Origin of the sequence: Streptomyces sp. NRRL WC-3618 (genome assembly GCF_001280005.1) — a bacterium.
Taxonomy (GTDB): Bacteria; Actinomycetota; Actinomycetes; order Streptomycetales; family Streptomycetaceae; genus Streptomyces.
The window spans coordinates 30,469-46,062 of sequence record NZ_LGDW01000016.1 but is presented as its reverse complement, the minus strand read 5'-3'; the positions used below and the strand labels follow the sequence as shown (position 1 = coordinate 46,062).

Annotated in this window: 15 protein-coding genes; 8 read left to right on the top strand and 7 right to left on the bottom strand. The window is 72.5% G+C overall.

Annotated elements, in window-relative coordinates; genetic code table 11:
- Position 1: 1 nt before the first annotated feature.
- Positions 2 to 1,549, bottom strand: coding sequence for an ATP-binding protein (locus ADL01_RS03110; protein WP_053740305.1), 1,548 nt, complete (start codon positions 1,547 to 1,549; stop codon positions 2 to 4).
- 37 nt (positions 1,550 to 1,586) lie between these two features.
- The gene (locus tag ADL01_RS03105) at positions 1,587 to 1,781 is read right to left on the bottom strand and encodes a hypothetical protein (RefSeq protein ID WP_006377407.1); all 195 of its coding nucleotides are present in this window, start codon (positions 1,779 to 1,781) and stop codon (positions 1,587 to 1,589) included.
- A gap of 246 nt (positions 1,782 to 2,027) precedes the next feature.
- Here ADL01_RS03105 and ADL01_RS47645 point away from each other — a divergent pair, with 246 nt between their 5' ends.
- The 5 genes from ADL01_RS47645 to ADL01_RS03080 all read left to right on the top strand — a co-directional run bounded on the left by ADL01_RS47645 (position 2,028) and on the right by ADL01_RS03080 (position 7,463).
- A complete protein-coding gene (locus ADL01_RS47645) occupies positions 2,028 to 2,420 on the top strand; it encodes an ankyrin repeat domain-containing protein (RefSeq protein ID WP_053740304.1) in 393 nt (130 codons plus the stop codon).
- A 301-nt stretch (positions 2,421 to 2,721) separates the two neighbouring features.
- Entirely contained in the window at positions 2,722 to 4,140 is a 1,419-nt protein-coding gene (locus ADL01_RS03095) for a HEAT repeat domain-containing protein (protein ID WP_053740303.1), read from the top strand.
- A gap of 139 nt (positions 4,141 to 4,279) precedes the next feature.
- The gene (locus tag ADL01_RS03090) at positions 4,280 to 5,410 is read left to right on the top strand and encodes a glycosyltransferase family 4 protein (protein WP_053740302.1); all 1,131 of its coding nucleotides are present in this window, start codon (positions 4,280 to 4,282) and stop codon (positions 5,408 to 5,410) included.
- The gene (locus tag ADL01_RS03085; protein WP_053740301.1) at positions 5,407 to 6,609 is read left to right on the top strand and encodes a glycosyltransferase; all 1,203 of its coding nucleotides are present in this window, start codon (positions 5,407 to 5,409) and stop codon (positions 6,607 to 6,609) included. The genes ADL01_RS03090 and ADL01_RS03085 overlap by 4 nt, the downstream gene beginning before the upstream one ends.
- Positions 6,606 to 7,463 (top strand): SGNH/GDSL hydrolase family protein, encoded by an 858-nt coding sequence (locus tag ADL01_RS03080; protein WP_053740300.1) that lies wholly within the window; start codon positions 6,606 to 6,608, stop codon positions 7,461 to 7,463. Before ADL01_RS03085 ends, ADL01_RS03080 begins: the two co-directional genes overlap by 4 nt.
- A 99-nt stretch (positions 7,464 to 7,562) precedes the next feature.
- Here the strand turns inward: ADL01_RS03080 and ADL01_RS03075 are convergent, their stop codons facing one another.
- The 5 genes from ADL01_RS03075 to ADL01_RS03055 are packed head-to-tail and all read right to left on the bottom strand — an operon-like array spanning position 7,563 to position 11,997.
- Positions 7,563 to 8,432, bottom strand: coding sequence for a biotin-dependent carboxyltransferase family protein (locus ADL01_RS03075; protein WP_053740299.1), 870 nt, complete (start codon positions 8,430 to 8,432; stop codon positions 7,563 to 7,565).
- Positions 8,429 to 9,046 carry a 5-oxoprolinase subunit PxpB gene (gene pxpB / locus ADL01_RS03070; RefSeq protein WP_053740298.1) on the bottom strand — a complete coding sequence of 206 codons (618 nt, stop codon included), beginning with the start codon at positions 9,044 to 9,046 and terminating at the stop codon, positions 8,429 to 8,431. The genes ADL01_RS03075 and pxpB overlap by 4 nt, the downstream gene beginning before the upstream one ends.
- A gap of 35 nt (positions 9,047 to 9,081) precedes the next feature.
- Positions 9,082 to 9,834, bottom strand: coding sequence for a LamB/YcsF family protein (locus tag ADL01_RS03065; protein WP_053740297.1), 753 nt, complete (start codon positions 9,832 to 9,834; stop codon positions 9,082 to 9,084).
- Positions 9,835 to 9,859: 25 nt separating this feature from the next.
- Positions 9,860 to 10,681 carry a putative hydro-lyase gene (locus ADL01_RS03060; protein ID WP_053740296.1) on the bottom strand — a complete coding sequence of 274 codons (822 nt, stop codon included), beginning with the start codon at positions 10,679 to 10,681 and terminating at the stop codon, positions 9,860 to 9,862.
- The gene (locus ADL01_RS03055; RefSeq protein ID WP_053740295.1) at positions 10,678 to 11,997 is read right to left on the bottom strand and encodes an MFS transporter; all 1,320 of its coding nucleotides are present in this window, start codon (positions 11,995 to 11,997) and stop codon (positions 10,678 to 10,680) included. The genes ADL01_RS03060 and ADL01_RS03055 overlap by 4 nt, the downstream gene beginning before the upstream one ends.
- A gap of 166 nt (positions 11,998 to 12,163) precedes the next feature.
- Here ADL01_RS03055 and ADL01_RS03050 point away from each other — a divergent pair, with 166 nt between their 5' ends.
- From ADL01_RS03050 to ADL01_RS03040, 3 genes are all read left to right on the top strand, one after another.
- Positions 12,164 to 12,859 (top strand): GntR family transcriptional regulator, encoded by a 696-nt coding sequence (locus tag ADL01_RS03050; protein WP_053740294.1) that lies wholly within the window; start codon positions 12,164 to 12,166, stop codon positions 12,857 to 12,859.
- A 123-nt stretch (positions 12,860 to 12,982) separates the two neighbouring features.
- Positions 12,983 to 14,509: a hypothetical protein gene (locus ADL01_RS03045; RefSeq protein WP_053740293.1), complete on the top strand. Its 1,527-nt coding sequence runs from the start codon at positions 12,983 to 12,985 to the stop codon at positions 14,507 to 14,509.
- 142 nt (positions 14,510 to 14,651) lie between these two features.
- Positions 14,652 to 15,536: a hypothetical protein gene (locus tag ADL01_RS03040; RefSeq protein WP_053740292.1), complete on the top strand. Its 885-nt coding sequence runs from the start codon at positions 14,652 to 14,654 to the stop codon at positions 15,534 to 15,536.
- Positions 15,537 to 15,594: the final 58 nt, after the last annotated feature.

Here is a 15,594-nt window from a genome sequence, read left to right as displayed (position 1 = left end):
GTCAGGCCACCGGTTCCTGTTCCTGCTTCACCAGTACCTGGGCCGACCTCGGCGGCAGCAACTCCAGAACCGCCTGGCGCTGCGCGTCGCTCGTCGCGTCGTCGTGGGGGTCCGGGGTGGCCGGGACCTGGAGGCGGAGGACCGGGCCGGTGCCCAGCCGGGCGTAGCCGCGGCCCGGGGGCATGAGCGGCACCGGTGTCGTGTGCGGCGGCGCGCCCAGGACCGCTTCCAGCTGGGTGCGGGAAGCGGGCCCGAGGACGACACGCGCGCGTGTGTGCTGCCGTACGGCGTCGCTCAGGGTGTCCGCGCTGTCGAACTGTTCCGCGATCACGACCGTGACGTTCGCCGCCCGGCCGTGCCGCAGGGGGACCTGGAGCGCGGACTGGGGGTCGGGGCGGCCGTCGGCGGCGGCCAGGTGGGCGAGGGCGCCGGGGCGGTCGAGGAGGAGCCAGAGCGGGCGTCGGGTGTCGTCGGGGAGCGGCTGACCGGCCTGGCGGGCCCGGTTGGCCGCGATCAGCCGCCGTTCCGTTTCGTGGGCGGCCCATTCGAGGCTCGCCAGGGCTCCGGCCGGGGCGCACTCGATGGCCAGTACGCCGTCCCGGCCGGTCAGGCACGCGTACTCGCCGGTGCCGTTGCCGTCGACGATCACGACATCGCCGTACTGGAGGGCCTGGAGGGCGATCGAGCGCAGGAGTGTCGTGGTGCCGGTGCCGGGCTCGCCCATCACCAGGAGGTGCGGTTCGGTGGAGCGGGGGCCGGTGCGCCAGACGACCGGCGGGACGTCGCGCCGCTCCTCGCCATGGCTGAGGGGGAGCGTGCGCTGTACCTCGGTGGGGTCGGTGAAGCCGAGCACCGTCTCGCCGGGGGACGTGACGAAGCGCTGCGCGGCGATGTCGGTCGGGAGGGGCGGCAGGACGGTGACCGAGAGCTCGTTGCCCTCCTCGTCCCACGCGAAGTGGTACTCCCGGCCACGGCCCGACTTGGCGTGCAGCAGCTGCTCGATCCGTGCGCGGGAGGCGGCCTCGCCGTCGGTGAAGTACGCCGGGTAGCGCACCGTCAGGTGCGAGACGCGGCCGGTGCCGTCGAACTCGTATGCGGGAAAGGTCTTCTCCCAGTCGCCGCCGTGGGCGTAGAGGGGGTCGGGGTCGTCGGGGCTCGCGAAATAGGGCACCAGTGCCTCGTACAGGGACTTGAGGCGTTCGGTCTGGGTCTCGTCGGGGCCTTCCGGCTCCGCCGGGGCGCGGTCCCGGCCGTGCCAGGCCGCTGCCGCCATCACCGAGATGACGGCGAGCAGCGGGCCGTACGGCACGAGGGCCACGACCAGGATCATCGAGGCCACCATGAACAGCAGTGGCCCGCGGTTGTCCTTGGGCGTGTCCGCCCATCTGCGCCGCCCGGCCGAGGCCAGTCGGCGCAGACCCCGGCTGATCGTGATCAGCGGGTGGAGGACGTCGGTGGCGCTGTCGGCCGCGGTCCGGGCCAGATCCCGGCTCCGGGCGATCTGTGCGCTGCCGTTGCTCAGGATGCGGGGGAGGGGGCGCCGGGCCACTGCTGTCTCCTGGGGTGTGCGTGCGGGCGGGAGGACGTCAGAACTTGATTCCGCCTAGGAGGCTCGCCAGGCTCTCGCCGCCGGCCTTGATGCTCGGCGCGATGGCGGTGCTCGCGAGGTAGAAGCCGAACAGCGCGGCGACGAAGGCGTGCGACCCCTTGAGGCCGTCCTTCTTGAAGAAGAGGAAGACGATGATGCCGAGCAGAACGACGCCTGACATGGAGAGGATCATGAGGATCTCCTGGTGTGGTGGGGACAGTCACCGTGAGTTCTTCCAGGATCACCGCATGTATCTATACGATAAAAGGTGCAATCGGGTGTATTTCGGCATATTTCACTCGGTCGGCGGAGTTGTTTGGTGTCATTCGTTGCCGTTCGGGCGTGCTGATCTTTGCCGCGGAGACGTCGGGTCATGTGCCCGCCGAGCCAGTACGCTGACGATTCACCCGTACGGTTGTAACGAGAGGTGGTCCGGCCGATGAGCGAAGCCCCCGACCCCGAGGTCGTGGAGCTGGCGACCAAGATCTTCGATCTGGCCCGGCAGGGGCAGACCGAGGCGCTCGTGGAGTACGTGGACGCGGGCGTGCCGGCCGACCTCACCAACGACCGCGGCGACTCCCTGGTGATGCTCGCCGCCTACCACGGCCACGCCGACGCGGTCCGGGCGCTTCTCGCGCGCGGTGCCGACGGGGACCGGGTCAACGACCGGGGCCAGACCCCGCTCGCCGGGGCGGTTTTCAAGGGTGCGCAGGACGTCATCCAGGCTCTCCTGGAGGGCGGAGCCAACCCGGCCGAGGGCATGCCCTCGGCCGTCGACACCGCCAGGATGTTCGGCAAGACGGAACTGCTGGAGCTGTTCGGCGCGCACTGAGCCGTACACACTGACCAGCTACGACACGGAAAACGGGGGAGGCGGAACGGGGCCGCCGGAAATACGGTCGCGGCAGCTTGAACAGCCGGGTCATCATGACGTCGTGATTCACGGACGCCATGGCCGGGCAGAAGTTGCCGCACCGCGCGGGCCGTGAGGCGGTCCGCGTGGGCCCACCTACGAGAGGCAGAGGAAGATGGTCTACAGCAAGCAGGAAACGGCGGGCGCTCCGACGTGTTGTCACGCGGCCAGGTAAAGCAAGATCCCGGTTGCGTCGACGCTTGATGTGAGGCTGTTTCCCATGTTCGATCCGGTCATAGCGCCCAGCGGTACGCTGCTCGGCCTGCTCCAGAGGGGCCGCGGCGACGGCACGCTGCACGCGCTCACCGCACCGCGGGCCGACGCGCTCGCGGCGCTGAACCACTGCGTGCTCCACGACCCCCGCCACGACTGGCAGGTGGAGAACCGCTCCCTTTACTACGCCCGTCTCTATCTCGACCTCCACGGCGAGCTCGACGCGATCGAGGCCCATCTCTTCGACGCCGAGGACATCCTCGACACCGACGAGTCACGCACCGGGCTCGCCCTCGCGGTCCTCGGCCACCTCGCCTCCTACGGCAGGCGGGACGCGCTCGAACTGCTGCGCAGGTACGCCGCCACCGGCACCGGCTGGGCCTGGGCACTGGACGAACTGGCGCTCAGGGACGACGACGCCGGGCTGCGCGCCCTCGCCGCCCCGGTGCTGGCACGCTTCGCCCCCGACGCGGAGGGTGAGGCCGAACTCGCCGCCGTCGTGCGCGACGCCTTCGAGCCCCGGCCCTGGCGGCTGTGGGCCGACGATCCGCGCGAATCGATCTCCACGCGCGTGCGTGCCGCCCAGGAGACCGGCTGCTTCGACCGCTGGCAACGCCAGATGCGGCCGTCCGGGCCCCGCCCGGGCTGGAGTGTGCGGGCCGTCTTCGAGTGGGCCCAGCAGGGCATCGACCGCGGCGCCGTGCTTCATGTGCCCGCCGCTCGTTGCCTGACGGCTGTGGCGGGCCCGGAGGACCGGCCCGAGATCGTGGAGGCGGCCCGCAATGGTGGCGACGGCGCCCGATGTACGGCTCTGCGCTATCTCGCGGACGGCAACGATCCCGATGCCCTCGAGCTGATCGAGGGCGCGGTCGCCGACGGCTCGACGGCCGTCGTGGAGGCCGCCGTCGACGCATTCGAACGTATGCGCAGTATCGCCGCTGTGGACCGCGCGCGCGGGTGGGTCCACCGGCCCGACCCGCTGGGCGCCGCCGCCGGCCGGATGCTCGCCTGCCTGGGCGGCACCCGGGACAGAGACCTCGTCCTCGGCGCGATCAGGGAGGCCGTACGGGGCGAAGGACCCGACGCACCGACCCTGTGGACTCTCGTGGACGGCGCGGGGCGGCTCGGCATCGTCTGCGCGGCCCCCGTACTGCGCCACATCTACCGCGAGACCGCCTCGTCCCATCTGCGCGGCCGGGCCGCCCGGGCCCTCGCCGCCACCGACCCCTCCTTCGCCGCGGGCTTCGCTGTCGAATGCCTGTGGGACTGCGAGGAGACCACCAGAGAGGTAGCCGCCCGGCACGCCGAGACCGGCGACGCCAGGGTCGTCGACCAACTGCGCAGACTCGCCGCCGACCCGGCCGAGGAAGCCGAAGTCCAGACAGCCGTACGAAGCCGGATCGGGCCCGACAGCACCGCTGTATGAACGGGGGATGACCCGGGGATCATGAGCGTGTGGACGCGCGCCGACCTGCGAGGGGGCGGTGCGCAACGCTCATGGGACGTTTCCCGGCCGGACAGATCGACGTTGACGAGGGCACGTCCAGTACGGCGACAACACCCTTATGCGTGTCGTCATCGTGACCGAATCCTTTCCCCCCGATGTGAACGGCGTGGCCCACTGCGCGCTCCAGACCGCCCGGCACCTCGTCGATCGCGGTCACGTTCCCCTCGTCGTCGCCCCGGCCACCGCCGCCGGGAACGGGAACGGGCCCGACGCCTCGGCGCCGTGCCCCGTCATCCGTGTCCCCTCCCTACCGCTCCCCGGCTACCCCCAGGTCCGCGTCGCCCTCCCCAGCCGACGCGTCGCCGCCGCGATCACCGAGCACCGCGCGGACCTCGTCCACCTGGCCAGTCCCTTCATCCTCGGCGTACGCGGCATGGCCGCCGCCGCCCGGCTCGGTATCCCCGCCGTGGCCGTCTACCAGACCGACCTGGCCGGCTACGCCCGCACATACGTCCACGCGGGCGAGGCGGCCGCCTGGCGCCGCATCCGCTCCGTCCACGCCGCCGCCGACCTCACCCTCGCGCCGTCCAGCGCGGCCCTGCACGACCTGGAGTCGCACGGCGTGCCCCGGGTGAAGCTGTGGCAGCGCGGCGTGGACACCGCGCGCTTCCGCCCCGAACTCCGGGACGAGGCCATACGCCGCGAGCTCGCCCCGAACGGTGAGGTGATCGTCGGCTACGTCGGCCGGCTCGCCCCCGAGAAGCAGGTCGAACTCCTCGCCGGGGTCTGCGGCCTGGACGGCGTACGGGTCGTCGTCGTGGGCGACGGACCCAGCGAGCCGGGACTGCGCGAGCAGCTGCCGGGAGCGGTCTTCCTGGGCCGCCGTACAGGTGACGAACTCGCCCGGATCTTCGCCTCGCTGGACGTCTTCGCGCACACCGGCCCGTTCGAGACCTTCTGCCAGACCGTGCAGGAGGCCATGGCGAGCGGCGTGCCCGTCGTCGCGCCGGCCGCGGGCGGACCGCTGGACCTGGTGGCCCACGGGCGCACCGGCCTGCTCGTCCCGCCGCGCGACGCGGCCGCCGTCCGGGACGCGGTGTGGTCCCTGGCCGGCGACCCGGGCCTGCGGGCCGTGTACGGCGCCGCCTCCCGGGCCATGGTCGAGGGCCGCACCTGGGCGGCGGTCGGCGACCAGCTCGTCGGGCACTACGCCGACATCCTCACCGCGCGGACGGTGGTGGCCGCATGACCGGCGAGGCCACCGGCCGCACGAGCGGACCGTTGCGCATCGTCCGGCTGGCGAACTTCGTCGCCCCCTCCTCGGGCGGCCTGCGCACCGCGCTGCGCGAACTCGGCACCGGATACCGCGCGGCCGGACACGAGCCCGTCCTGGTCGTGCCCGGTGACCGGGCGAGCGACCGTGACACCGAACAGGGGCGGGTGATCACCCTGCCCGGCCCGCTGCTCCCCGGCACCGGCGGCTACCGCGTCCTCACCGACAAGCGGCGCGTCGCCGCCCTTCTGGAGGACCTCGCGCCGGACCGCCTGGAGGTGTCCGACCGGACGACGCTGCGCTGGACCGGCAGGTGGGCGCGCCGGGCACGCGTCCCCGCGGTGATGGTCTCCCACGAGACAGCCGACGGCGTCCTGCGCACCTGGGGCCTGTCGGAGAACCTCTCCCGGCGCGCCGCCGACGCCCTCAACGTCCGTACGGCACACACCTACGCGCGCGTGGTGTGCACCACCGAGTTCGCCGAGCGGGAGTTCGTGCGGATCGGCGCGCGCAATGTCGTACGGGCCCCGCTGGGCGTCGACCTGGTGCGGCGGCACCCCTCGCTGCGGGACCCGGCGTTGCGCGCCGGGCACGCGCGCGAGGACGAGGTGCTCCTCGTGATGTGCTCCCGGCTGTCCGTAGAGAAGCGACCCGGCACGGCCCTGGACGCCCTGGAGGCGCTGCTGCGGCGCGGACAGCGGGCGCGACTGGTGGTCGCCGGTGACGGGCCGCTGCGGGCCCGGATGGAGCAGCGGGCGCGCGACCGGGGGCTGCCGGCCGTCTTCCTCGGGCACGTCGCCGACCGGGCACTGCTCGGCGGGCTCCAGGCGTCCGCCGACGTGTGCCTCGCACCCGGGCCCGCGGAAACGTTCGGTCTCGCCGCGCTGGAGGCGATGGCCTGCGGGACACCCGTGGTCGTCAGCGCGTCCTCCGCGCTGCCCGAGGTGATCGGGTCGGCCGGGGCCGTCGCGGCCGACGACGGCGGGGCCTTCGCGGACGCCATACGCCTGCTGCTGGAGCGGCCCGAGCGTGAGCGCCGGGAGAACGCACGCGCGCGTGCGGAGTGCTTCGGGTGGCCCGCCGCGGTGGAGGCGTTCCTCGCGGCCCACGACGCGGCGGTGCTGTCCGCCGACGACTCGCCCGCGCGGCCCGTCGTACCGGAGGGTGTCGGATGAGACCGCTGCGGTTCGTGGCGCTCGGCGACTCGCTGACCGAGGGCGTGGGCGATCCCGTGGACGGTAGATGGCGCGGCTGGGCCGCGCTGCTCGCCGGTGGGTTCGGCGACGCGCCGGTGGAGTTCGTCAACCTCGCGGTCAGCGGGGCACAGACGCGCGAGGTGCTGGAACGGCAGACGCCCGCCGGCCTCGCCCTGGAACCCGACGTCGTGTCGGTCGTCATCGGGGTGAACGACACCCTGCGCCGCACCTTCGACATCCACGCGGTGGCCGCCCGGCTGGACGAGGTGTACGCGGCCTTCACCGAGCGGGGCGCCCTCCTGCTCACGGCCTGCCTGCCCGACCCCGGGGCGATGCTGGGACTGCCCGGCGTCCTGGCGAACCCGCTGGCCCGGCGGCAGCGGGCGGTCAACACAGTCGTCCACGCGCTGTCCGAGCGGTACGGGGCCGTGCATCTGCACGCCGCCGAGGGCGAGTGGCTCAGCGAACGCGAGATGTGGAGCGCGGACCGGCTGCATCCAGGCGAGCGGGGGCACCGACAGCTCGCGGTCCGCTTCCACGCGCTCCTCGCGGAGTCGGGCGTCGTCGGCGGGCCGGGTCCGTCGGCCGCACCGGACCATCCCGCGCCCACCCGGTCGGCCAGCCTGCGCTGGCTGGCCACCGCGGGCACGGGCTGGGTGGCGCGGCGGTGCACCGACCTGCTGCCGCAGCTCCTCAGACTCGCCGCCCAGGAGATCCGCCACCGCGCGCGGGGCACCAGCGCCCGCCTCGACCTCGGGGCGTCCCACGCCGTGGCGGCCGCCCTGGCCGCCCTGTCGGTGGCGGAGCACCGGGCCGGGCCGGACGTGGCGTAGGCCTGCCCGGCGGACCGTGTCGGAAGGCCGCTACGGCGCCGGCCGGGCACGGGCGAGCGCGGGCTCGGCGCGTCCGGCCGCCGGACCGGCTCGGCGGGCTCAGTGGCGGCGTACGGAAACGAAACGGACCGGTGTGCCCGGCGTCGCCTGGGCGGCGGCGCGCAGATCCGGGGTGCGTACGACCGCGATCACCGGATAGCCACCGGTGGTCGGATGGTCGGCGAGGAAGACCACCGGCCTGCCGTCCGGGGGCACCTGGACCGCGCCCAGGACCATGCCCTCACTGGGGAGTTCGCCGGAGAAGGCCCGCTCCAGGGAAGGGCCTTCCGTGCGCAGCCCGATCCGGTTGCTCGCGGAGGAGACCCGGTACGCGGACGTGGTGAAGACCCGAAGAGCGGCCGGCGTGAACCAGTCGTCGCGTGGACCCATGGTCACCCGGAGCACGAGTCCGGCAGGGGGCGCCGGTTGCGGGACGACGTCCACGCGTGCGTGCCCGCCGATCACGTTCCCCAGGGGCAGCACCGCGCCGTCCGCCAGCGGCGGCGGCCCCAGACCGGACAGCAGGTCGGTGGAGCGGCTGCCGAGCACCCGCTCGACGGCGACTCCGCCGGAGACGGCCACATAAGCGCGTACGCCGGACACGGCCGTCCCGATGTCCAGCAGCGCACCGGCGGGCACCCACACCGCCGCGCCCCAGGCCACCGGGCGGCCGTCGACCGTGACGGGACAGGGGGCGCCCCCGACCGCGACGGTGACCGGGCAACGGGGGCGCAGGGTGCAGCCGTCGAGAGTGGTCTCCAGGACGGCCGCCTTGGCCGGGTTGCCGACCAGCCGGTTGACGAGCGCGGCCGTCGGCGCGTCCAGGGCACCGGACAGAGGCACCCCGAGATGGGCGTACCCGGGACGCCCCAGGTCCTGCACAGTGGTCAGCGCCCCCGCCCGTACGACGAGGAGCGCGCGATCCGTCATCGGCGGCCCACCGGGACGAAACGGACCCGGGTGCCCGGCGCGAGCAGCGCGGCCGGCACGCGCGCGTGGTCCCACAGGACCGCGTCCGTCGTACCGATCAGCTGCCAGCCGCCCGGCGAGGAACGCGGGTACACGCCCGTGTACGGGCCCGCCAGCCCCACCGCACCGGCCGGGACGGACGTCCGCGGGGTGGCCCGGCGCGGTACGTGGTAGCGCTCCGGGAGACCGGTGAGGTAGCCGAAGCCGGGTGCGAAACCGCAGAAGGCGACCCGGAACTCGGTGTCCGCGTGAATGCGCGCCACGTCGTGTTCGGACACGCCCCACAGCGCGGCCACGTCGGCGAGGTCCGGGCCGTCGTAGCGCACCCGGAGTTCGATGATCTCCTGGGTCTCCGGGAGCGCCGGGGGCACGTCGGAGGCGGTCAGTTCGGACGCCAGCCGGACGGGGTCGGCGAGGCCGTCCAGCAGGACCGTACGGGCCGCCGGGACGATCTCCCGAACGGCCAGGGTGCCCTCCGCGCGGCGGCGCAGCAGTTCCGCGTGCAGGGCCTGGGCCTGCTCGCCGGAGGGCAGCTCGACCAGCAGTGCGTCGTCGCCGACAGGCAATGCCCTCAAACCGCTCGTTCCGCTCGTCGTCCCGCTCGGTCCCCTCATACGAAGGCCTCCACGCCGACGCCCGACGCCTCCAGGGCCGCACGGACCCGGCGGGCCAGGTCCACCGCGCCGGGCGTGTCGCCGTGGACACACAGGGAGCGGGCGCGGATCGCGAGGGGCGCCCCGGAGCGCGACGCGACCACGCCGGTCCGGGCGAGGGTCACGGAGCGGGCCACGACAGCGTCGGGGTCGGTCACCAGCGCCCCGTCCTGGCCGCGCGGCACGAGCGTTCCCTCCTCGGTGTACGCGCGGTCCGCGAACGCCTCGGGGACGGCCGGCAGACCCGCCGCCCCGGCCAGCTCCAGCAGGCGCGAACCGGGCAGCCCGAGCACCGCCAGCCCTTTGCCGGCCAGCAGCACGCCGTCGATCACCGCCCCCGCCTGCTCCGCGTCGTGCACGGCGCGGTTGTAGAGCGCGCCGTGCGGCTTGACGTACGACACGCGCGTGCCCGCCGCGCGCGCGAAGACCTCCAGGGCGCCGATCTGGTAGGCCACCTCGGCCGTCAGTTCGTCGGGCGGCACGTCCATCGCGCGCCGCCCGAAGCCCGCGAGGTCGCGGTAGGAGACCTGGGCACCGATCCGCACGCCGCGTGCGGCGGCCAGGTCGCACACCCGCCGCATGGTGGGCGCGTCTCCGGCGTGGAAGCCGCAGGCCACGTTGGCGCTGGTGACGACGGTCAGCAGTCGTTCGTCGTCGGTCAGCCGCCAACGGCCGAAGCCCTCGCCGAGGTCGGCGTTCAGGTCGATCATCTTCCGGACTCCTGTCACGCTCCGGTCAGGCGACGCGGTACTGCTCGTCGCGGGTGTCGGTGAGGAACATCTGCCCCGGCGCGTGTGTGATGGCGAAGGGCGGACGGGACGCCGTGACCGCGGCCTGCGGGGTCACTCCACAGGCCCAGAACACCGGGATGTCGTCCGGCGCGAGGTCCACCGGATCGCCGAAGTCGGGCCGGCCGAGATCATCGATGCCCAGCCCCGACGGATCGCCGCAGTGTACGGGGCTGCCGTGCACCGCCGGGAGCAGGCTGCTCTCCCGGATGGCGGCCGCCAGATGCTGCGGCGGTACCGGGCGCATCGACACCACCATGGGGCCGTGCAGCCGCCCGGCGGGACGGCACTGACGGTCGGTCACGTACATCGGGACGTTGCGGCCCTGCTCGATGTGCCGGATCGGAACGCCCGCCTCGGCGAGCGCCCACTCGAAGGTGAAGCTGCACCCGATGAGGAACGTCACCAGGTCGTCGCGCCAGTGGGCGAGCACGTCCGTGGGCTCCTCCACCAGCTCGCCGTCCCGCCAGACCCGGTAGCGCGGCAGGTCGGTGCGCAGGTCCGCGCCCTCGGCGAGGACGGTGGTCCACGAACCGGCGTCCGTGACGTCCAGGACCGGGCAGGGCTTCGGGTTGCGCTGACAGAACAGCAGCATGTCGTACGCCCAGTCGGCGGGCACCGAGATCAGGTTGGCCTGGGTGTGGCCGGCCGCGACGCCCGCCGTGGGCCCCGTCAGGCCTGCGCGGAACCGGGCTCGCGCGGATTTCGGGCTCCACGCGTGCGCGTTCTCGTCGACGAGGGTCAGGGAGCGGTCTTCCGTGCGGTTCACTGAAGTTCCTTTCCGCGAGTCTCCGGCAGCCCGAGCAGGGCCAGTGCGGCGATGCCGTATCCGATGGCGCCGAATACCAGCGCACCGCCCACGCCCCAACTGTCGGCGAGGAAACCGACCGTGGTGGGGAAGACGGCGCCGACGGCCCGGCCCGTGTTGTAGGTGAAGCCCTGTCCCGTGCCGCGTACGGCGGTCGGGTACAGCTCGCTCAGATAGGAGCCGAAGCCGCTGAAGATCGCCGACATGCAGAACCCGAGCGGGAAACCGAGCGCCAGGAGAAGGTTGTTGGAGCCGTCGGGGATGTTCGCGTACGCGAGGACGCAGAGCGCCGAGAGGACCGCGAACAGCCAGATGTTGCGCTTGCGGCCGATCCGGTCGGTGAGGTATCCGCCGGTCAGATAGCCGATGAAGGCGCCGGAGATCAGAAACGTGAGGTAGGAACCGGTGCCGACGACCGACAGTCCTCGCTCCGTCTTCAGGTAGGTCGGCACCCAAGTCGCGAGGGTGTAGTAGCCGCCCTGGACACCGGTGGACAGCAGGGACGCGAAGAGCGTGGTGCGCAGCAGGCCGGGGGCCTCGGGCGTACCGGGCCTGAAGATCTCCGCGATCGACCCCTTCCTGGGGTTCGTCTCGCGCTCGGCGACCGCCCGGGGCGCGTCGTGCACCGAGCGGCGCACCCAGATGACCAGCAGCGCGGGCAGGGCGCCGGTCCAGAACATCACGCGCCAGGCCAGATCGTCGTCGACGAACGAGAAGACCGTGGTGTAGACGATCACGGCCAGTCCCCAGCCCACCGCCCAGGAACTCTGGATCGCGCCGAGTGTGCGGCCGCGGTGCTTCGGGCTCGCGTACTCGGCCACCAGGATCGCGCCGACGGCCCACTCACCCCCGAAACCGAGGCCCTGAAGAGCGCGGAACACCAGCAGCGTCTCGTAGTTGGGCGCGAAGCCGCAGGCGACGGTGAAGACGGCGTACGTGATCACGGTGATCATCAGCGCCCTGACCCGGCCGATCCGGTCCGCGAGCACGCCCGCTCCGGCGCCGCCGATCGCGGAGACAACCAGGGTGACCGTGGTGAACAGACCGGTCTGGCCACTGTCCAGGCCGAAGTACGCGGACAGCGCCACCATGCTCAACGGCAGTGTGAAGTAGTCGTACGAGTCCAGGGCGTAGCCGCCGAACGCGCCGCCGAATGCGCGGCGGCCTCGCGGGCCCAGCGCCCGCAGCCAGGCGAACGCGCCTTCGTCGACGGCGGGCTCACCCGCACCGGGGCGGGTTTCGGTGGGCAGAGCCGGTGGCGGAGGGGTCGTGCTCATGTGCACCTCGCAGGTGAGGGACGGAGGGTGCTTCAGGGATGAGCGGTGCGGAAGAGACCGGTACCGCGTGGATCCAGCGGCGCCTGTCAAGCAAGGTAGAGGATCGTTGAACGATCCTTCAATACCTGTGTTGTTTCGTTCTCGTATCTGCGATTGAATTCCGGGCATGGCAGAGCAGCTGACGGGACTGGCCGACGACCGCGCCCTCCTCGGGCGCACCAGTACCGCCGAGCGGGTGTCGGACATCCTCAGGAGCCGTATCGCCGACGGGTACTTCCCGCCAGGGACCCGGCTCTCCGAGGACAGCATCGGCGGAGCCCTCGGCGTCTCCCGCAACACGTTGCGCGAGGCGTTCCGGCTGCTCACGCACGAACGCCTGCTGATCCACGAACTCAACAGAGGCGTCTTCGTACGAGTCCTCACGGTCGAGGACGTCGAGGACATCTACCGCACCCGCGCCCTCGTCGAGTGCGCCGTCGTCCGAGGCCTCGGCGAGCCGCCGTACGCCCTGGAGGACCTCTCGGCGGCCGTCGAGGAGGGGCAGCGAGCGGCGCGCGAGGGTGACTGGAAAGGGCTGGGTACGGCCAACATCCACTTCCACAGCCGACTCGTCGCACTGGCCGGCAGCGCCCGCACCGACGAGCTGATGCGCAGCGTCTTCGCCGAACTGCGCCTCGCCTTCCACGTCGTGGACGACCCGCGACGCCTGCACGAGCCCTACCTCGCACGCAACGAGCAGATACTGCGAGCCCTCCGGACGGGCGACCGGGAGCTTGCCGAGGGGCTGCTTTCGGTCTATCTCGACGACTCCCTCAAGCGGGTCGTGGAGGTCTACGGGCGGCGGGTCGGCGAGGACGGGTAAGCCGGTACGGGGTTTTGGACCTGCGGCGTTCCAGCAGGCGTGAACGGCACGGTGGCGGGGTGACGGCGGGCCGCTTCTGAGTCGTTTGGGTCGTTGTCAGACCGAGGACCTAGTCTGTGCAGCGTGACTTCGCCTGCATCGACGGACAGCGTTCCGCCCCAGCTCAGCGCGGGGCCGCGCCCCGCTCCGGGCCCGGCCGCCGACGAAGGACTGGCGCGCCGCCTACGCGCGCTCGCCTGCACCGCCCCGCTCCACGACCTGGACGCGCGCAAGGCGAATCTCGCGGGCGAGTACTCGGTGTACGGCATGGCGGAGGTGGCCCTCTCGGCCATCGACCTGGTCACCCTGAACATGGACTTCGACACCGGCGCCGACCATGACCAGATCGTCGCCCGCCTCGTCCCGCGCATCGCTGCCCAAGCCCCCCAGCGGCCCGCCACCGAGCACGAGCGTGTCGCCCGCTGGGTCCTGGAGAACCTGATCAACGTCGGCAGCGTCGACCGAGGCTTCCGGGCCGTGTACGGCACGTTCACCCAGGACGGCACGTATGTGCGCCGCGACTACGACTTCAAGCTGATCGAGGAGGTCCCGGGATACGGCGGCAGCGTCTACCTCCGTACGACGGACGAAGCGGTCAACGTACTCGTCGGCGCCCTCGACACCGATGTCACCAGCGCCCAGATCGCCGCCGAGGTCAAGCTGGAGGTGCTGATCAGCCGGGGCAGGCTGGCCGACGCCCAGCTCGCCGCCGAGCAGGCCCGCTACCGGACCGTGCAGTACTCGGAGACCCTGCGCAGGGCCCTGGACGCGACCCGGCGCAACGTGCGCGCGGTGGACTGGCTCCAGACCGTCCCCGACATGATCGCCGAGGCGCTCGACCATGTCGCCGACCGTTACCGCCATGAGAACGCGATCCTGACCAACATCCGCAAGGCCCGCGACGAGTCCGAGGACCCGGAGCAGAAGCGGCGCGCCGCCGAACTCGTCGACATCGTGAAGGACTGCATCCGGCGGCACACGCTGCTCCAGTCCCGCCTGCTGGAGGCGGGCCCGCTGTTCCGCGCCGAGCAGGACCGGCAGGCCTTCGCGACGCCGATGACGTCCTCGGGAATCGACCTGTACGGCCATCTGGTCGCCCCTCTGCTGCCGTTGCCCCTGGAGGCGGCGGTGCGGGTCACGGACGCGTTCTTCGCGCGCGGGACGGGACTTCGTACGCCGGTGTCGGTCCGCGTGGGCGACCTCGTGGACATCCTCCTGACGCCGCCGGTGGAGCGGGAGCACCTCGGCGCGGAGATGCCGGAGCCGGATCTGATCGCCACGCCGGACGACAGCCGGTTCAGCGAGGAGCAGCTGGCGGCGGCGATGGAGTTGCTGGATCTGCCCGCGGACGCGCCTCGGCGGTTGTCGGGGTTGCTGGCCGAGGCGCGCCTCCAGGACACGGAACTTCCCTACCTGGTGGCCCTGTTGGCCGTGCACGCGGCCAGTCCGCCGGTCGGGACGGCCTATCGGCAGGGCGAGGAGAAGTTGTTGTTCGCTGTCGATGACGGGATGGAGCTGGATGATCCGGAGTTCGGAGGCGCGGATCTGATCGTGGGGGTGGCGTTGCTGGACACGGTGGGGATGGCTGCGGGCAGGTCGGAGGCGGCGTGATGGGGCTGAGGTTGTCGCCTGGCTGCGGGCCCGTTGTGGCTGTTCGCGCCCACGCGGCGGAGCCGCACATGTCACAGCCCCGCGCCCCTGTAGGGGCGCCTGCCCGCCCGTCCGATTATCAGAACCCCGAGGAGTCTCAGCCGTGAACGAGCAGGTCGACTGGAGTGAGCCGGAAGCTGTTGCCGCGCCGGCGGCCGCTGCCGTGATTACTCCTGGCGATGCCGCTGACGCCGCCCGGCTGGTGGCCTTCGGGCTGCAGCCCAGGCTTCAGCCCGCCCGGGACCAGGAGTACGCCGAGCTGCTGCGGCGGTATCGCGAGGACCCGGCGTTCGCCCGGCTCGCCGACGCCGTGGCCGCCGGGCTGGGGCTGATCGTGCTGGAGGTGTCCCCGCGCGCGGGGATGGCCGTCACCGCCGCCGAGGACTCCGTCTTCGCCGTGCGGATGGGCGACTACGCCCGTCGTACGTCCGCCGACGGCTCGGACCGCTTTCTGCACGGGCTCGCCCATCTCGCCGTCGCCGCCATGGCGTTTCCGAGACCCGAGGATCTCGCCGACGACGGCTACATCGGGCGCGTCACCGTCAACGGGGTCGAGGCCTTCGTACGGCAGGCCTGCCGACGGCTGGAGGAGCGGGCAGAGGCAGAGGGCGAGAACACCGACCCGGTCACCGACGCCCCGGGACTCGAGGCCGCCTGGCGGATCTGGATGCGGCGCAGCGCGACGGGAGCCACCAAGGACGCGAGGAGACCGGCCGGTTCGACAACCGGCATCGTCGGCAAGGCCGTGGTCTTCCTCACCGACTCCGGCTTCCTTCAGCGCACGGGTGACGACAACGGCGGTACGTATCGGACGACGGCCCGTTACCAGCTCCAGGTGCGGGACATGGCCGGAAACGCCGCCATGGCCGAGCTGCTGGAGCTGGGTGTCGTGCCGGTCACCGACGGGACACCGACTCTGCTGCCCGCCGAGGACACCGACGACCTCGAGCTGGTGGCCGACGCCGGGCTGCCGTTCCACCACTCCTGACCGCTGCCGGCTCCCTTCCCCCCAGCCTGACCCTCCCTTACCCGACTACTCCCTTACG

Bases quoted from the DNA above. Each gene is read 5' to 3' on its own strand.
- ADL01_RS03105 (WP_006377407.1), bottom strand. From the start codon at position 1,781: ATGATCCTCTCCATGTCAGGCGTCGTTCTGCTCGGCATCATCGTCTTC.
- ADL01_RS47645 (WP_053740304.1), top strand. From the start codon at position 2,028: ATGAGCGAAGCCCCCGACCCCGAGGTCGTGGAGCTGGCGACCAAGATC.
- ADL01_RS03095 (WP_053740303.1), top strand. From the start codon at position 2,722: ATGTTCGATCCGGTCATAGCGCCCAGCGGTACGCTGCTCGGCCTGCTC.
- ADL01_RS03090 (WP_053740302.1), top strand. From the start codon at position 4,280: ATGCGTGTCGTCATCGTGACCGAATCCTTTCCCCCCGATGTGAACGGC.
- ADL01_RS03085 (WP_053740301.1), top strand. From the start codon at position 5,407: ATGACCGGCGAGGCCACCGGCCGCACGAGCGGACCGTTGCGCATCGTC.
- ADL01_RS03080 (WP_053740300.1), top strand. From the start codon at position 6,606: ATGAGACCGCTGCGGTTCGTGGCGCTCGGCGACTCGCTGACCGAGGGC.
- ADL01_RS03075 (WP_053740299.1), bottom strand. From the start codon at position 8,432: ATGACGGATCGCGCGCTCCTCGTCGTACGGGCGGGGGCGCTGACCACT.
- ADL01_RS03065 (WP_053740297.1), bottom strand. From the start codon at position 9,834: ATGATCGACCTGAACGCCGACCTCGGCGAGGGCTTCGGCCGTTGGCGG.
- ADL01_RS03055 (WP_053740295.1), bottom strand. From the start codon at position 11,997: ATGAGCACGACCCCTCCGCCACCGGCTCTGCCCACCGAAACCCGCCCC.
- ADL01_RS03050 (WP_053740294.1), top strand. From the start codon at position 12,164: ATGGCAGAGCAGCTGACGGGACTGGCCGACGACCGCGCCCTCCTCGGG.